The following is a 16,938-nucleotide window of genomic DNA, read 5'->3' on the forward strand; positions in this document are numbered from 1 at the left end:
GGAAAGGCCCAAGCACGATGCCGCACTGGCCGTCATCGATGATGCGGTCTACCCTTTTTGAGCCCGGCATAAAATAGCAATAAATACAGTTTTAAGTAAAAAATTCAGCGCGATTCAACAAAAACGTGCCTAGGCACAGGGGAAAACCATGCTCGACCAATGGCTGGACATAACGCTGGACGGTACGCCGCCGGTGCGCTCAGGCGTGCTGGCAGCGTACGGCTATACGCTGCACGCCCCGGGCGTAGTGGAAATCATACCCGCAAAGCAGGCAGCCAACGCCCGGGCCTGCGTGTTTTCCGCCGCCGTCCACGGCAACGAAACCGCGCCGGTGGAGCTGATCGGCGAGCTGCTCTGCGCCATCGAGGCCGGCGTGCTGCGCCCGGGTGCGCCGCTGCTGGTGATGCTTGGCAATATTCCCGCGCTGCGCGCCGGCGTGCGCTATATCGACACCAACCTCAACCGGCTTTTTCACCGCGGCCTGGCAACGCCCGGCGACGAGCCCGACCGCGCCCGGGCGCTCATGGCTCAGGTCGACGCCTTTTATGCCCGTCACGCAGCGCTGCCCCCGCTGCACTACGACCTGCACACCGCCATACGCCAGAGCCGCTATCCGCGCTTTGCCCTGGCGCCGTTTTCGAACGCGCCTGTCTGCCTGGCGCACTGGCGGCGCCTCGCCGCCGCCGGCATGCAGGCAGCACTCTGCCAGCACCGCCATAGCTGGACGTTTTCTCACTACAGCCGCCACTACCACGCTGCCGAGGCCTTCACCCTGGAGCTGGGTCAGGTCGCACCTTTCGGCCACAACGACCTGGACGCGCTGGCGCCCATGCTCGCTCTGCTGAAAACGCTGGCCGGCGGCGGCACACCTGCTGAAGCTTGCACCGAGCGCATGGCCTTTTTTCGCGTCGTGCAGGAAATCAGGCGCGAAAGCGACGACTTTCATCTGTGCTTTGCCGACGACACGCCCAACTTTACCGCCTTTGCCCCGGGTACGCGCATCGCCCACGACGGCCAGGGCGGCGACACCCGGGTGAGCGGCGAGCCGCTGCACGTGGTTTTTCCCAACGCCCAGGTGGAAATCGGCGCTCGGGCAGCGCTGCTGGCCGCGCGCACGATGGCACCCGGCGCTCCAGGCAAATAAATCACCAGCTTTTTTGCGCGCCAACCACGACGCTACCCGCCAAATACGGCACTATGGCATAGCGTTTTAACGCCCTGTTCTGATTGATACGCAACGGTTGCCGCGGCAATCCCTGTTCTGGAGCCCCTGCTATGGCCGCCACTCCTCTGCCTCTTGAAGTGCGCAACGTGACCAAGCGCTTTGGCGACACTGATGTTTTGAAAGGGCTATCGCTTGAAGCGCACAAGGGCGACGTCATTACCCTGATCGGCGCTTCTGGCTCGGGCAAAAGCACCTTTTTGCGCTGCATGAACCTGCTGGAGCAGCCCGACGCCGGCGAGCTGATCGTCCACGGTGAGCCCATCCGCTTTAAAAACACCGCCAAAGGCCGCGAGCCCGCCGACTGGAAGCAGGTGGTGCGCATGCGCGCCCGGCTTTCCATGGTGTTTCAGGGCTTTAATCTCTGGGCGCATATGACGGTGCTGGAAAACATCATCGAAGCGCCGATTCATGTGCTGGGCAAGTCAAAAAAAGACGCCGTTGAGCACGCCGAAGCGCTGCTCGAACGCGTGGGCTTAAGCCACCGCGCCAACGCCTACCCCACACAGATTTCCGGCGGCCAGCAGCAGCGCGGCGCCATTGCCCGGGCGCTGGCCATGGACCCGGACGTCATGCTGTTTGACGAGCCCACCTCGGCGCTGGACCCGGAGCTTGTCGGCGATGTGCTCAAGGTGATGCACGACCTGGCCCGCGAAGGCCGCACCATGGTGGTGGTGACTCACGAAATGGGCTTTGCCCGGGACGTTTCCAGCCGGGTGATGTATCTCCACCAGGGGCTGGTAGAAGAGGCCGGCGCGCCCGCCGACGTGCTCGGCAACCCGCAGTCGCCGCGTCTCAAGCAGTTTCTGGCGCCCAAGTACTGATCTCCGGAGGCCACCATGCTGGATTTACAGGGCTACGGCCCCCGGCTGCTGGAAGGCGCCGGCGTCACCGTATCACTTGCCGTGCTGTCGCTTGCGCTGGCTATCGTGCTGGGGCTGGTGACCGCCAGCGCCAAGATGTCGCCAAGCCGGGTGGCACACCGCGCAGCGACGCTTTACACCACGCTGATCCGCGGCGTGCCCGATCTGGTGCTGATGATGCTTTTGTTCTTCGGCGGCCAGATCGGCGTCAACACGTTCACCGACTGGCTCTATTACACCTTTGACGTGGATATTTTCATCAATATCGACGCCTTCGTCGCCGGGGTGGTCACCATCGGGCTGATTTTCGGCGCCTACATGGGCGAAACCTTCCGCGGCGCCTTCATGGCCGTGGAGCAGGGCCAGATCGAAGCCGGCAAGGCCTACGGCATGAGCCCGCGGCTGGTGTTCTGGCGCATTCGCTTTCCGCAGATGATGCGCCACGCCCTGCCGGGGCTTTCGAATAACTGGATGGTGCTGCTCAAGACCACCGCGCTGGTCTCGGTGATCGGCCTGTCCGACATGGTGCGCATTGCCGCCGAGGCGTCCAAGGCCACCCGCGAGCCGTTCACCTTCATGATGGTCGTCGCCGTGGCGTATCTGCTGATCGCCAGCGTCTCGGAATGGATTTTCGCCCGGCTGCAAAAACGCTACAGCATCGGCTACGGGGAGGGGGACTAATGCAGGCACTCGTTGACCGGCTGGAGGCGCTGCTCGCCGACAACAGCATCTTCACGCTACAGACCCTTGCCTACTACGGCGACGGGCTGGCCACCACCGTACAGCTGGTGTTTCTCTCGCTGCTCCTTGGGCTTTTGCTGGCCGTGCCGCTGGCCGTGGGCCGCTGCTCCGGGCGGCGCTGGATCAAATGGCCGATTTTTGCCTACACCTATGTGTTTCGCGGCACGCCCCTGCTGGTGCAGCTGTACCTGATCTACTACGGCGTGGTGTTCGTGGAAGGCGTGCAGCAGTCCTGGCTGTGGCCGCTGATCAAAGACCCCTTCGTGCCCGCGCTGGTGGCCTTTACCCTGAACACCGCCGCCTACACCACCGAAATTTTCCGCGGCGCGATCAAGGCCACCTCCAAGGGCGAGGTCGAGGCCGCCCGGGCCTACGGCATGTCGCCCATGCTGACGCTGCGGCGCATCGTGCTGCCCAGCGCCTTTCGCCGCGCGCTGCCGGCCTACGGCAACGAGGTGATCTTTATGCTCCACGCCAGCGCCATTGCAAGCGTCGTGACGCTGATGGATCTGACCGGCGCGGCCCGTTTTGTCTATGCCCGCTTCTATGCGCCTTTCGATGCCTTTTTGTTCGTCGCGGCGATCTATCTGTGCCTGACGTTTGCCATTCTTTACTTTTTCCGCTTTCTGGAAAAGCGCCTGCTGGCCCACCTGGGCCCGGCTACCTAGGCGCGCCCCTTTCCGGCAGCAAAAAAACTTTGCCCCGACACCCCGGCAAAGGTACGTTGAGACTGATCGCCGCTTGGCGGTGCATCCCCTTAGCGAGGAGATACTTACAATGAAAAAACTGCTGACCTTTTCCCTTTTGAGCCTTGCCGTGGCCGCCACCGCCGCCCAGGCACGCAACGACGATCAGCTCCGCATCGGCGTGGACGTACCCTACGAGCCCATGGAATACCGCACGCCGGACGGCGAGCTCACCGGCTTTGACATCGAGCTGGGCAACGCCCTTTGTGCCGAGATGAAAAAGCAGTGCGAGTGGGTCGTGCAAAGCTGGGACGGCATCGTTCCCGGCCTCATGGCGCGCAAATACGACGCCATCATGTCGTCGATGACCATCAACGACAAACGCCGCGAAAAAGTGCTGTTCTCCGAGCCGTATTTCACCCCGCCCTCGGCCTGGTTTGCCCCGTCCACCACCGAGCTGGACGAGGCCACCGACGCATCGCTTGACGGCATGACCATCGGCGTACAGCGCGGCACACTGCAGGACAACTACGCCACCGACATGTACGGCGACGTGGCCGACATCAACCGCTACTCCACCGCCGACGATATGGTGCTGGACATGGAAGCCGAGCGGCTGGACATCGTGTTTCTCGACTACCCGGTAGGCCAGTCAACGCTGTTGGAAAGCGACAGCCGCGATTACCAGGTCGTCGGTGAGATGATCACCGAGCCCAAGCAGTATTTCGGCGACGGCTTCGGCATTGCGTTTCGCCAGCGCGATCGCGACCTGGCCGAGCAGTTCAACCAGGCGCTGGAAACGCTCAAAGACAACGGCACCTACGACAAGATCAAGGCGCGCTACTTTGATGACGCCCAATAACGCCAACGCCGGGTAGCGTCAGGAAACGAAGCTGAACGCCGGGGCCGGCGCGCCCGGCAGCAGCGCGGCCACGGCATCGAGGCGCGTCTGCAGGGCCGCGTGGTCCGGGGCGACGACGTTGATATGCCCAAGCTTGCGACCTGCGCGCTCGGCCTTGCCGTAGCGGTGCAGATGCGCGCCCGGCTGGCCCAGCACCTCGGCGCTGGCCGGTTCGCGCCCGATCACGTTGGCCATGCAGGTCACGCCCCGGGCGGCGGTATCGCCAAGGGGCAAGCCCTGCACCGCGCGCAGGTGATTTTCGAACTGGCCGGTCACCGCGCCGTTTTGGGTCCAGTGGCCGGAGTTGTGCACCCGAGGCGCCATCTCGTTGGCCAAAAGCCGGCCGTCCCGGGTCTGAAACAGCTCAAGGGCCAGCACGCCCACGTAGTCCAGCTCGTCGAGCAGCGCGCGGATATAGCCGTCGGCGGTGTGTTGTACGGCATCGTCAAGATCCGGCAGCGGCGCCACGGAGTAGCGCAGAATGCCGTCCACGTGCTGATTTTCCGCCATGGGATAAAAGCGCACTTCGCCGTCCCGGCCGCGCACGGCGATAATCGAGACCTCGCGCACAAAATCGACGAACGCTTCGACAACAAGCTGCGAATGGCCGATAGCGGCCCAGGCGCTTTGGGCATCTTCCGGCGCTTTGAGCACCGCCTGGCCCTTGCCGTCGTAGCCTTCGGTGGTGGACTTCGCCACCACCGGGCAGCCAAGCGCCCGCGCTGCATGCTCAAGGGCCTCGGCGCTTTCCACCACGCGATATTCCGGCGTGGGAATCGCCAGCCGGTCAAACAGCGCCTTTTCCTCCACCCGGTTCTGGCACACGGCAATGGCGCGGCTGCTCGGATACACCGGCCGGTGCGCCTCAATCTCGCGGATCAGCGCGACGGGCAGGTGTTCAAATTCATAGGTCACCACGTCGACCCGTTCAAGAAACTCGGCCAGACGCTGATGTTGCGGGTCGCTGATGATATCGCCGATGGCCGCGCTGTGGCCGCCGGTGGTATCGAGAAAGGTAAAGCGGTTGCCCAGCGGATAGCCGGCAAGGGCGAGCATCTGCCCGAGCTGGCCGGCGCCGAGTATGCCAATGTTCATTTCACATCTCCGGGGTGGTTTGCCAGTAGCGGCGGATGGCGGGCGCCCGCTCAGGCGCCGGCGCGCGGATCGGGGTGATCGAGCACGGTCCGGGTCTGCTCGGCGCGGAACGCCTCGACGTTGGCGCGCACCTGGGCATCGCTAAGCCCTACCACCTGGGCGGCCAGCAGGCCCGCATTGGTAGCGCCGGCCTTGCCGATGGCAAGCGTCCCCACGGCCACGCCGCCGGGCATCTGGGCGATGGACAAAAGCGAGTCCAGCCCCTTGAGCGCTTTGGATTCCACCGGCACGCCAAACACCGGCAGCGGCGTTTGTGCGGCCACCATGCCCGGTAAGTGCGCCGCCCCGCCGGCCCCGGCAACGATTACCTGAATCCCGCGATCGGCCGCGCCCTTGGCATAGTCAAACAAAAGATCCGGCGTGCGGTGGGCCGAAACGATCCGGGTCTCATAGGCCACGCCCAGCCGTTCGAGCATGGCAACGGTATGCTCCATGATCGACCAGTCCGACTGCGACCCCATGATAACTCCAACAACGGGTGGGCTTGCTGACGCCATTGCTTTGCTCCCTGGCTGGACTTGCACTGACAAAAATGAAAACAGACCGCCGAATCAGCAGCCCTGAAAAGAAGCCACAGAGTTTACCAGTACCGCCTTGCCGGCGGACATTGTCGCGGCGGGAAATTTTAACGCGGCGGGCATTGAAAACCCGTGCGCTTATCGGCATTGTTGATGTTGCCATTTCCCACCGATGGAGACCCATGAGCACGGCACGCTCCTCTGCGCATGCAGAACTGACCGAACCTCCGCGAACCGGCCCTGACGATTTTGACGTCAGGGATTTGGAAAAACGCACGCGCCTGATGCGCATCATTACTCGGCTAATGGCCATATCCGAGCTTGGCAGCCGCGATATCGCGCGCCGCGCCGGGCTGCCCGTGCAAAAGGTAAGCGACCTGCTGGCCGGCAAGCTTGAGCACTTAAACGCCGACGAGCTTAATGTCCTGCACCGTACGCTGGAGCCGGAAACGCCGCTGCAGTGATTTCGGCTCACTGAGACACCGCACGATGCAAACGGCCAGAAAGCAGCTGTTCGCATCGCGAAAACCGGCCCTGTCAGGGCCGGTTTTTTTATAGCCCTGCCTTTTTTTGCCGGCACACCCATACCGATAATTCCCCGGCACGCCGTCCTCGCCCTTCGCCGGCACACCCGTTCTCATAAATAGGCGAATAAACAAGCAGTTGTCTCAACAGGATTAAGGCAGCATTAAAAAACGGCCTATAACCCCTTGATGGGCATCAACTTTTCCTGTCAGGGCGCAGGGTACAATGAATCTGTCCCGACGATTCATCGCAGCCGCTGCGCTGCCCTACCAAGGAGGCGCCATGGATCCCATACGCCGCTCCCTTCTCGGCCAGCTGGCGCGCCTAAGCGCCGGTGCGGCCATGGTGCCGCTATCAAGCGTCGCCAGCGCCGGCATCAACGATCAGCCGCCGCGCCGAGAGGGCGACCCGGAAAAACGCTACGGAATGCTCATTGATCTGCGCCAGTGCATCGGCTGCCAGGCCTGTACCGTTTCGTGTCATATTGAAAACGATGCCCCGCTGGGCAACTTTCGCACCGTTGTCTCACAGTTTGAGGTCGAGCAGGAAAGCACCGGCCAGCTTGCCACCTTCATGCTCCCAAGACTTTGCAACCACTGCGAAAACCCGCCCTGCGTGCCGGTCTGCCCGGTACAGGCCACCTACCAGCGCCGAGACGGCATCGTCGTGGTGGACAGCGACCGCTGCGTGGGCTGCGCCTACTGCGTTAACGCCTGCCCTTATGACGCCCGTTTTATCAACGAAAAAACCCAGACCGCGGACAAGTGCACCTTCTGCGCCCACCGCCTGGAGGCCGGGCTTTTGCCCGCCTGCGTGGAATCCTGCGTGGGCGGGGCGCGGATCATCGGCGATATGCGCGACCCTGAAAGCCAGATCAGCCGCATGATGGCCGAACACCGCGACGAGCTGATGGTGCTGCAGCCGGAGAAAGGCACTCACCCCCAGGTCTTCTACCTTGGCATGGACGAGCGCTTTACCCACCGCCCGGAAGCCAAACCCGGCATCTGGGACGTTATCAACGAAGCGGGCAAGGAGCTGGACTATGAGTTTGGTCACTGAAGTGGTCGTGCCGCGCTACGGCATTGCCTGGTACCCCTGGGCGGTGCAGTACTTCTTTTTGATTGCGCTTTCCTACACCAGTCTCTGGGTCGCCGCGCCGGGGATCATTCTGGGCAAGCAGCACTGGCTGGCCACTTCGCGGCTGGCACTGCTTGCCTGCGTATCCACCACGCTGGTCGCGCCGGTGGCGCTTCTCGCCGATCTGCACCAGCCGCTGCGCTTCTGGCACTTTTACGCTCACCCCACGCCCTGGTCGTGGATGTCCATCGGCAGCTTTTTGCTCCCGCTGCACTTGGTCGCCACGGTGCTTTTGGCCTGGCTTGCCTGGCGCCCGGCGCTGAAATCTCGCGCCCGGTCGAATGACGGCTGGTTTTCGCGCATTGCCGGCTGGATCGCCTGGGGCGACTGGCAGGCTTCGCGCAAAGTCATGGTGCTGGTCGGGCTCGCCGCCCTTGCCACCTCAATGGGCATGATGCTCTACACCGGCGCCGAAGTGGCCATCGTCAAGGGCCGGCCGCTGTGGCACACCGCTTGGCTGCCGCCGATGTTTGTCGCCACCGGCGTCATCGGCGTCTGCGGACTGATTTTGCTGCTCAACCGAATGTCCGGCATGCGCAGCCCCGACACCAACCGCCAGATGCTGGCGATTCTGGTCGGCGCTTGCATCGCTGCGGGCTTTATCGCACTCACCTGGTTTCTTGACGGCGCCAATGCGGTGTCCGGCTCGGTGGCCGCCGCGCTGGACTCCGTCGACCAGAGCCCGGCCTGGCGCGCCACCGCCGTTGAGGGCATCACCGCCGGCGTATTGCTGGCCGTGCTGGCCTTTGTCGCACGCCGCGGCCACGCGCGCCGCCGGCTGTTCGGCTGGGTGCTGGGCCTGCTCGCCCTGCACGTGGCGTGGATGTTCCGCTGGGTGGTGCTGATGAACGTGCAGACCGTGGCCCGCAACAGCGCCGGCTTTCACGACTACCACGTCGCCTTCGGTTCGTACGGGCTGACCGGCATCATCGGCATTTTCGGCCTTTGGCTCACCGCCCTGCTGGTCATTGAGCTGTTCGTGCCCTGGCGCCAGGCCTCTTTCGACCCGCAGCGCGACGCGCCTGCCGCCGGCGCTTTTGCCTCTGCCGCGTCGCCCGTTTCTCCCGCTTCGCAAGGAGTCCGCCATGGATAATTCACGTCGTCGCCTGCTCAAGGGCGCCGCTGCCACCGGCGGCGCTGCGGCTTTCGTTGCCGGCTACTCCGGCCCGCTGACCAAGATGGCCAAGGGCGTCTCCGGCAGCGCCGGGGAAAAGCCCGAACACAACATCTACGGCAACGCCCTGGCGCCGGAGTATACCGTCGATCAGGACTCCGGCGAGCTGACCTTGAACCCCGATCAGCGCATGCCCTTTACCGTGTGCTACGGCTGCACCACCAAGTGCGGCGTGCGGGTACGCGTGGACAGCAACACCGACGAAGTGCTGCGCACCGTGGGCAACCCCTACCATCCGCTCTCCAGCGAGCCGCACCTGCCCATGCGCACCCCGGTCGTTGATGCGCTCAAGCACGTAAGCGGCCATGACGAGCAGGGCCTGGCCGGCCGCTCCACCGCCTGCGCCCGGGGCAACGCCATGATCGGCCAGATCACCAGCCCCCACCGCGTCACCCACTGCTTAAAGCGCGCAGGCGGGCGCGGCGAGCGGCGCTGGGAGCGCATCTCCTTTGAAAAGCTCATCGAGGAAATCTGCGAAGGCGGCGACCTGTTCGGCGAAGGCCACGTTGACGGCCTGCGCACGATTCACAACCACGATGAGCCGGTCGACGCCGACAATCCCGAGTACGGCCCCAAGGCCAACCAGCTGCTGATGATGGAGGCCACCGACTACGGCCGCTCGGCGATCTTGAAGCGCTTCGGCTTTAACGCCTTCGGCACCCGCAACTACGGCCACCACGGCTCCTACTGCGGGCTCGCGTTTCGCATGGGCTCCGGTGCGCTGCTCGACGACATGGCCAAGTTTGCCCACGTCAAGCCCGACTATACCCGGGCGAAATTCGCGCTGTTTATCGGCACCGCTCCCAGCCAGGCGGGCAACCCCTTCAAACGCCAGGGGCGGCTGCTGGCCGAGGCACGCGCTACCGGCAACCTGGACTACGTGGTCATCGACCCCGGGCTTAACGCCAGCGCCTCTCACGCCGCCGGCGAGCGCAGCCGCTGGGTGCCCATTCGCCCGGCAAGCGACACCGCCTTCGCCATGGCGATGATCCAGTGGCTCATCGAGCACGAAGCCTACGCCGCCGACTACCTGGCCATGCCCAGCCCCGAAGCGGTGGACGCCGCGGGTGAAAACGGCCACACCAACGCCACCCACCTGGTCATCGAAAACGCAGACCATCCGCGCTTTGGCCACTTTCTGCGCCGCTCGGACCTTGAAGACGGCGTGGAGGCCGGCAGCAACGCCGACGACGTGATGGTCGTGAATCCCGAGGGCGAACTGAAGCCCAGCCGCGAGGTGCGCAAGGCCGAGCTGTTTGTTGAGCGCGAGGTTGAAACGACAGACGGCACCGTCAGCGTCAAAAGCAGCCTGGTAAAACTGCGCGATACCGCCAACGAGCACAGCCTGGAAGAGTACGCCGAGCACTGCGGCATCGAGGCCCGGGTGATCAAGCACATCGCCGAGCGCTTCGCCGCCTACGGCCGCGACGCCGTGGTGGATACCCACGGCGGCATGATGTCGGCCACCGGCTTTTACGGCGCCTACGGGCTGATGATGCTCAACCTGCTCGCCGGCAGCTTCAACCGCCAGGGCGGTGCCGCGCTCGGCGGCGGCAAGTTCAACGGCACCGGCAGCGGCCCGCGCTACGATCTCGCCGACTTCCCCGGCAAGCGCGGCCCCAAGGGCGTGTTTGTCTCGCGCACGCGCTTTGCCTACGAGGACACCTCGGAGTACCAGCGCAAGATCGACGCCGGCGAGAACCCCTACCCGGCCAAGGCCCCCTGGCGCCCGCTCGCCCCGCCGATTCTCACCGAGCAGCTGGCATCAGCGCTGGACGGCTACCCCTACCCCATCAAGGCGGTGATCGGCTGCATGGCCAACCCGCTGTACGGCCAGGCCGGGCTGCACGACACCATTATCGACAAGCTCAAGGACCCCAAACACCTCGGGCTTTACGTGGCGGTAGACGGCTTTATCAACGAAACCAACCGCTTTGCCGACTACATTGTGCCGGACTCGGTGATGTATGAAGTCTGGGGCTTTACCGGCGCCTGGAGCGGCACCCTGACCAAAATGACCACGGCCTGCTGGCCGATTGTCGAGCCGCGCCAGGACAAGACCGAGGACGGCGAGCCCATCAGCATGGAAAGCTTTTTCATCGCGACGGCCAAGCGGCTGGGGCTGCCGGGCTTCGGCGACGACGCCATTCCCGGCGCCGACGGCAAGCTCTATCCATTAAACCGCGCCGAGGACTTCTTTCTGCGCGCGGCGGCCAACATCGCCTACATGGGTGAACCGCTGCCCGAAGCGGACAAAAGCGACGTAATGCACAGCGGCATCGAACCGCTATTGCCCAAGCTCACGCGCACCCTGCCGGCGGAAGAGCGCGGCCGAGTGGCCTATCTGTACGCCCGGGGCGGGCGCTTTGAAGACCACGAAGACGCCTTCGGCGACGGTAAAAAGCTCGCCCACGCCTGGTCCCGGGCGCTGTGCGTGTACAACCCCCAGGTGGGCACCACCGTCGACAGCCAGACCGGCAAGCGTCTGTCCGGCACGCCCTGCCTGCAGGCGGCGAACATGGCCGACGGCACGCCCATGCGCGAGGTGTACCCGCAGGATGAATGGCCGCTGCTGGCGTTTTCCTACAAGTCCAACGTGATGAACTCCTATGCCATCGGCCTTGAGCGGCTGCGCATGATCAAGCCGTACAACCCGGTGCTGCTGCACGCCGACGACGCCGCGCGTCACGGCATTGCCCACGGCGATACCGTGCGCATCGAAAGCCCTGGGCGGGCCGTCAAGGCGCTGGCGCTGGTCAGCGACGGCGTGATGAAAGGCGCGCTGGGCATCGAGCACAGCTTCGGCCATACCGAGCTGGGCGCCAGCCAGCACGAGATCGACGGCCAGGCGTTCTCCGGCAACCCGTGGATCGGCGCCGGCATCAACATCAACGATCTGGGCTTTGCCGATCCCACCCGCGAGGTGGCGGGCACCTGGTTGGAAGGCGTCAGCGGCGCCGCCGTGCGCCAGGGGCTGCCCGTTCGGATCAGCCGCGTGGAGGGTTGAATCGGGCGCCAGCGCGGGACTGACGCCCGAGCGCGTCAGTCCTCGTCGGTCACCGCCCCGGTGCTGGCCGAGCTGACCAGCCTTGCGTACTTGGCCAGCACGCCCTTGGTATAGCGCGGTGCCGGGCGCTGCCAGGCGGCGTGGCGCTGCTCGAGGTCTTCGCCGCCGATGGCCACGTCAATGGTGTTGGCCTCGGCGTCGATGGTGATGATATCGCCGTCTTCCACCAGCGCCAGCGGCCCGCCGTCAAAGGCTTCGGGCGCGACGTGGCCGACCACAAAGCCGTGGCTGCCGCCGGAGAAGCGCCCGTCGGTGATCAGCGCCACGTCGTTGCCCAGCCCCCGGCCCATGATCGCCGAGGTCGGCGTGAGCATTTCGCGCATGCCCGGCCCGCCCTTGGGGCCTTCGTAGCGAATCACCACCACGTCGCCGGCCACCACGGTGCCGTCGTTGATGCCCGCCTGGGCTTCTTCCTCGGAGTTGAACACCCGCGCCGTACCGCGGAAGTGGGTGCCTTCCTTGCCGGTAATCTTGGCCACCGCACCTTCCGGCGCGAGGTTGCCGTAAAGAATCCGCAGGTGGCTTTCCGCCTTCAGCGGCTTGTCCAGCGGCGCGATGATCTCCTGCGCGTCCGGGTAGCCCTCAACGCCTGCAAGGTTTTCCGCCAGGGTCTTGCCGGTGACGGTCAGGCAGTCGCCGTGGAGCAGGCCGGCGTCGAGCAGCAGCTTCATCAGCGGCTGAATGCCGCCGATGGCGACCAGCTCGCTCATCATGTAGTGGCCGCTGGGGCGCAGGTCGGCGACCACCGGCACGCGCTTGCCGATCTCGGTGAAGTCGGAAAGCGCCACGTCCACGCCCACGGTGCGCGCCATGGCGACCAGGTGGAGCACGGCGTTGGTGGAGCCGCCCAGCGCAATGACGATGGTAATGGCGTTTTCAAACGCTGCCCGGGTCATGATGTCGGAGGGCTTGATGTCGCGCTTGAGCAGTTCCAGGACCGCTTCGCCGGCGGCTTCGCAGTCGTCGCGCTTGTCGTTGGACACGGCGTTTTGCGCCGAGCTTCCCGGCAGGCTCATGCCCAGCGCTTCAATCGCCGAGGCCATGGTGTTGGCGGTGTACATGCCGCCGCAGGAGCCGGGCCCGGGAATCGCCGTCTCTTCGATGTTTTTCAGCTCGATGCGGTCGATGTCACCCCGGGAGTGCGCGCCCATGGCCTCGAACACCGAGACGATGTCAGTGTGGTTCTTGCCCGGCAGAATCGTGCCGCCGTAGACGAAGACGCCGGGGCGGTCGAGCCGCGCCAGGCCCATGATGCAGCCGGGCATGTTCTTGTCGCAGCCGCCGATGGCCACCATGCCGTCAAAGCCCTCGCAGCCGGCCACGGTTTCGATGGAATCGGCAATCACCTCGCGAGAGACCAGCGAGTACTTCATGCCCTCGGTGCCGTTGGCAATGCCGTCGGAGATGGTGATGGTGTTGAAAATCACGCCCTTGCCGCCGGCGCGGTCGGCTCCGTCCCGGGCGTGCTCGGCCAGCTCGTTGATGTGGCTGTTGCACGGCGTCACCATGCTCCAGGTCGAGGCCACGCCCACCTGGGGCTTTGTGAAGTCGTCGTCGTTAAAGCCCACCGCGCGCAGCATGGCGCGGCTGGCGGACTTGCCCGGGCCGTCGACGACCTTCGAGGAATGGCGGCGGGAGGCGTCTTGGGTATCAGTCATGTTGGTTATACTCACGGTCGAGTGCGGTCACTTGGGGTAGAGCCTGCCGGATACAGAGCGCACATCTCTGCCGGACGCACACCTCTGCCGGCACAGCAAAGGCTGCAGAAAGGTTACTGGCAACCTGCGCCACCGGCAACAGCTGCCCCGCGGCGCACCGATCGCCGGGCATGAGCCAAAAGCCGCCGGGTAGCGCTGGCCTTCAAGCAGGAAATTTTTTAGGGTGAACGCTCATCCAGTGCATACGCACTGTCTCAAGCGTACCACGCCTACCCGCCCGTTCCGGGCCAGTCAAAGGACCCGCAGGGCTTTGCGCTGCCGGCGCCTGAAACCGCCTGGAACCCAGGAGTCGCTGCCTTTATGCGCCTACGTCTTGACCCTTTCACGCTGGTACTGCTGGCCACCGTTGCGCTGGCGTCCTTCTTCCCTGCCGGCCCGCCCCTTGCCGGCTGGCTGGACCGCGCCGGCGTCGCAGCCGTCGCGCTGCTGTTTTTCCTGCACGGGGCGGCACTCTCGCGCGGCGAAGTGCTCAACGGCGCCATGCACTGGCGGCTGCATCTGGTCATCACCGCGCTTACGTTTATCGTCTTTCCGCTGCTGGTGCTGCCGATTACGCTGCTCGCCCCGGGGCTGATTCCCGAAGACCTGGCGGTGGGCTTTTTGTATCTGGGCGTGCTGCCCTCGGCGGTGTCGTCGTCGATCGCCTTTACCGCCATGGCGCGAGGCAACGTGCCCGCCGCCATCTGCAGCGCGGCGGCGTCCAACGTGTTCGGCATGATGCTCACGCCTTTCCTGCTGATTCTGCTGGTGAGCTCTTCGGGCGGGAGTTTTGCGGTGGCCGACGCCCTGCGCGATATCTTTTTGCAGCTGCTGGTGCCGTTTGCCGCCGGCCAAGCCATGCGCCCGGTGCTGGGCAGGTGGCTCAACCGCCGCAAGACGTTGACCACCCGCTACGACCAGGGCGTGATTGTGCTGATCGTCTACACCGCGTTTTCCCAGTCCGTGGCCGACGGGCTGTGGCAGAAGCTGCCGCTGCTGGCGATTATGGTTGCCATCGGCCTGTGTGCGCTGCTGCTGGCGGCGGTGATCGGGCTGGCACAGATCGTCTCGCGGCGACTGGGCTTTAGCCTTGCCGACGAAACCGCCGTGGTGTTTTGCGGCTCGAAGAAAAGCCTCGCCTCCGGGCTGCCCATGGCCAAGGTGCTGTTCGCGGGCCACCCGGGGTTTGGCATGATCGTGCTGCCGATCATGTGCTACAACCAGATCCAGATTCTGGTCGGCGCGTTTCTCGCCCGGCGCTACGCAAGCCGGATTGAGGCCGCGCGCGCGGACTAGGCGTCAAGCGTCGCCATGTCGATCACAAAGCGGTAGCGCACGTCGCCTTTCTGCATGCGCGCGTAGGCTTCGTTGATGTGTTTGATATCAAGCATTTCCACGTCGCAGGTAATTTTCTGGGCGGCGCAGAAATCCAGCATTTCCTGGGTTTCGGCAATGCCGCCGATCAGCGAGCCGGCCACGGCGCGGCGCTTGCCGATCAGCCGGGCGCCGTGGATGGCCGGCTCAACGGGCTCGATCAGCCCTACCAGAATATGCGTGCCGTCGTACTTGAGCGCGTCCAGGTAGGGGTTGATATCGTGGGCCACGGGCACGGTGTCGAGCATGAAATCAAAGGTCTCGGCCACGGCTTCCATCTGCGCCTCGTCGGTGGACACCACCACGTGGTGGGCGCCGTTGCGCCTGGCCTCTTCCACCTTGGCCTCGGAGCGGGTGAACAGCGTCACTTCCGCGCCCAGCGCCCGGGCCAGCTTCACGCCCATGTGGCCAAGCCCACCCATGCCGATCACGCCGACTTTATGGCCCTTGCCCACGCCGTGATGGCGCAGCGGCGAGTAGGTGGTAATGCCGGCGCAGAGCAGCGGCGCGGCCGAAGCCAGCTCGATGCCCTCGGGCATTGTCAGCACGAAATCTTCCCGGGTGACAATGGCGCTGGAGTAGCCGCCCTGGGTCTTGGTGCCGTCGATGCGGTCGTCGCTGCCGTAGGTCATGGTCACGCCGTTTAAGCAGTACTGCTCCACGCCGTCGTGGCACGCCGCGCAGCTGCCGCAGGAATCCACCATGCAGCCCACGCCCACCGCGTCGCCCACGGCCACGCGGGTGACGTTTTTGCCCACGGCGGTGACCTTGCCGACAATTTCGTGGCCGGGCACGATCGGATAGCGCGTCGAGCCCCAGTCGTTATACGCCACGTGCAGGTCGCTGTGGCACACGCCGCAGTAGTGAATATCAATGGCCACGTCGTCGTCGCGCAGCGCCCGGCGTTCGATGGTCAAAGGCACAAGCGGCGCGTCTTCAGCGTGGGCGGCGTAGGCATGTACCTGGCTCATAGCGTAGTCTCCTGATGAAATAGGCGGCCGTAAATACGGCTGCGTGCAATTCTGGCAGCCGGCTGCCAAGCTGTACATGATTGAACCATCAACTATACAATTCTTCACTTTTACAGGGGGCTTGCATGGCACACCAACCGATTATCCAGCGCGCAAAAAGGCCTCGCTGGCCGCGCCGGCTGGCCTGGCTGAGCGTCGCGCTGCTGCTGGCTTCCGCCGTGCTGATCGCCGCTGCGGGCCCGGCTTACCGCATGGAAATGCTGCCGCTGGGCGATGCCTTTAGCCTTTTGCGCTACGCCACCTACGCCGCGGTGGCCGCCGCCGCGCTGGGGCTTGTGACGCTGATTGCAGCCGCAGTGAAGCGCCGTTTCGGTCCGGGCACTGTCGCCGTGCTGGTGATGGCCGCCGCAGTGGCGCTATTGTACGTACCCTGGCAGCACTGGCAGCGCGCCCAGGCGGTGCCGGCGATTCACGACATCACCACCGATATGACCAACCCGCCGGCGTTTGAGGCCGTGGCGAATGCACGCAGAAAAGCGCCCAACGCCGTGGACTATCCCGGCGCGCGCACCGCCGAGCAGCAGCGCGCCGCCTACCCGGAGATCCAGCCGCTGACGGTGGATGCACCGCCCGGCACGGTCCTTGCCGCCGTTCAAACGGAAATGCAAAATGCCGGCTGGCACATTGCTGATGTGGGGCCGAGGCGCGTCGAAGCCACGGCCACCACCCGCTGGTTCGGCTTCAAGGACGACGTGGTGGTGCGCCTGAGTGAAAAAGACGGCCAAACCCGGGTGGACATGCGCTCGGCCTCAAGGCTTGGCAAAAGCGACGTGGGCACCAACGCCGCCCGGATTCACACCTTTCTTGCATCGCTCAAGGCGCGGCTGCATCCGCGTTGATCAGGCCG

General features: G+C 64.7%; 15 protein-coding genes. 11 read left to right on the forward strand and 4 right to left on the reverse strand.

Annotated elements, in window-relative coordinates; translation table 11 throughout:
• The first annotated feature begins 148 nt into the window (after positions 1-148).
• From ABD654_RS01290 to ABD654_RS01310, 5 genes are all read left to right on the forward strand, one after another.
• Complete coding sequence (locus ABD654_RS01290; protein ID WP_344701510.1) at positions 149-1,144, forward strand: succinylglutamate desuccinylase; 996 nt, start codon at positions 149-151, stop codon at positions 1,142-1,144.
• A gap of 131 nt (positions 1,145-1,275) precedes the next feature.
• Entirely contained in the window at positions 1,276-2,046 is a 771-nt protein-coding gene (locus ABD654_RS01295; RefSeq protein WP_344701512.1) for an ABC transporter ATP-binding protein, read from the forward strand.
• A 15-nt stretch (positions 2,047-2,061) separates the two neighbouring features.
• The gene (locus ABD654_RS01300) at positions 2,062-2,766 is read left to right on the forward strand and encodes an ABC transporter permease (RefSeq protein ID WP_344701514.1); all 705 of its coding nucleotides are present in this window, start codon (positions 2,062-2,064) and stop codon (positions 2,764-2,766) included.
• A complete protein-coding gene (locus ABD654_RS01305) occupies positions 2,766-3,494 on the forward strand; it encodes an ABC transporter permease (protein WP_344701516.1) in 729 nt (242 codons plus the stop codon). The genes ABD654_RS01300 and ABD654_RS01305 overlap by 1 nt, the downstream gene beginning before the upstream one ends.
• Positions 3,495-3,603: 109 nt before the next feature.
• On the forward strand, positions 3,604-4,374 hold the full coding sequence (locus tag ABD654_RS01310) for a transporter substrate-binding domain-containing protein (RefSeq protein WP_344701518.1): 771 nt from the start codon (positions 3,604-3,606) through the stop codon (positions 4,372-4,374).
• Between the two features lie 18 nt (positions 4,375-4,392).
• Here ABD654_RS01310 and ABD654_RS01315 read toward each other — a convergent pair whose 3' ends face one another.
• Positions 4,393-5,508 carry a 5-(carboxyamino)imidazole ribonucleotide synthase gene (locus ABD654_RS01315; protein WP_344701520.1) on the reverse strand — a complete coding sequence of 372 codons (1,116 nt, stop codon included), beginning with the start codon at positions 5,506-5,508 and terminating at the stop codon, positions 4,393-4,395.
• Between the two features lie 50 nt (positions 5,509-5,558).
• Positions 5,559-6,065 (reverse strand): 5-(carboxyamino)imidazole ribonucleotide mutase, encoded by a 507-nt coding sequence (gene purE, locus ABD654_RS01320; protein WP_344701522.1) that lies wholly within the window; start codon positions 6,063-6,065, stop codon positions 5,559-5,561.
• Positions 6,066-6,268: 203 nt separating this feature from the next.
• On the opposite strand from purE, the gene ABD654_RS01325 reads away from it, so the two are divergent.
• From ABD654_RS01325 to ABD654_RS01340, 4 genes are all read left to right on the forward strand, one after another.
• A complete protein-coding gene (locus tag ABD654_RS01325; RefSeq protein ID WP_344701523.1) occupies positions 6,269-6,550 on the forward strand; it encodes a hypothetical protein in 282 nt (93 codons plus the stop codon).
• A gap of 343 nt (positions 6,551-6,893) precedes the next feature.
• A complete protein-coding gene (gene dsrO, locus ABD654_RS01330; RefSeq protein ID WP_344701524.1) occupies positions 6,894-7,670 on the forward strand; it encodes a sulfate reduction electron transfer complex DsrMKJOP subunit DsrO in 777 nt (258 codons plus the stop codon).
• The gene (nrfD, locus tag ABD654_RS01335; protein ID WP_344701525.1) at positions 7,654-8,841 is read left to right on the forward strand and encodes an NrfD/PsrC family molybdoenzyme membrane anchor subunit; all 1,188 of its coding nucleotides are present in this window, start codon (positions 7,654-7,656) and stop codon (positions 8,839-8,841) included. Before dsrO ends, nrfD begins: the two co-directional genes overlap by 17 nt.
• Positions 8,834-11,929: a molybdopterin dinucleotide binding domain-containing protein gene (locus ABD654_RS01340; RefSeq protein ID WP_344701526.1), complete on the forward strand. Its 3,096-nt coding sequence runs from the start codon at positions 8,834-8,836 to the stop codon at positions 11,927-11,929. Before nrfD ends, ABD654_RS01340 begins: the two co-directional genes overlap by 8 nt.
• 35 nt (positions 11,930-11,964) lie before the next feature.
• Here ABD654_RS01340 and ilvD read toward each other — a convergent pair whose 3' ends face one another.
• Positions 11,965-13,647, reverse strand: coding sequence for a dihydroxy-acid dehydratase (gene ilvD / locus ABD654_RS01345; RefSeq protein ID WP_344701527.1), 1,683 nt, complete (start codon positions 13,645-13,647; stop codon positions 11,965-11,967).
• A gap of 360 nt (positions 13,648-14,007) precedes the next feature.
• Here ilvD and ABD654_RS01350 point away from each other — a divergent pair, with 360 nt between their 5' ends.
• A complete protein-coding gene (locus tag ABD654_RS01350; RefSeq protein WP_344701528.1) occupies positions 14,008-14,982 on the forward strand; it encodes a bile acid:sodium symporter family protein in 975 nt (324 codons plus the stop codon).
• Here the strand turns inward: ABD654_RS01350 and ABD654_RS01355 are convergent.
• Entirely contained in the window at positions 14,979-16,031 is a 1,053-nt protein-coding gene (locus ABD654_RS01355; protein ID WP_344701529.1) for an NAD(P)-dependent alcohol dehydrogenase, read from the reverse strand. The two genes, ABD654_RS01350 and ABD654_RS01355, sit on opposite strands and share 4 nt — an antisense overlap.
• Positions 16,032-16,156: 125 nt before the next feature.
• Between ABD654_RS01355 and ABD654_RS01360 the strand changes: the two genes are divergently transcribed.
• Complete coding sequence (locus tag ABD654_RS01360) at positions 16,157-16,930, forward strand: DUF1499 domain-containing protein (RefSeq protein ID WP_344701530.1); 774 nt, start codon at positions 16,157-16,159, stop codon at positions 16,928-16,930.
• The last annotated feature ends 8 nt before the right edge of the window (positions 16,931-16,938 follow it).

It is taken from the genome of Halomonas cibimaris, from assembly GCF_039537045.1.
Classification (GTDB): domain Bacteria; phylum Pseudomonadota; class Gammaproteobacteria; order Pseudomonadales; family Halomonadaceae; genus Vreelandella; species Vreelandella cibimaris.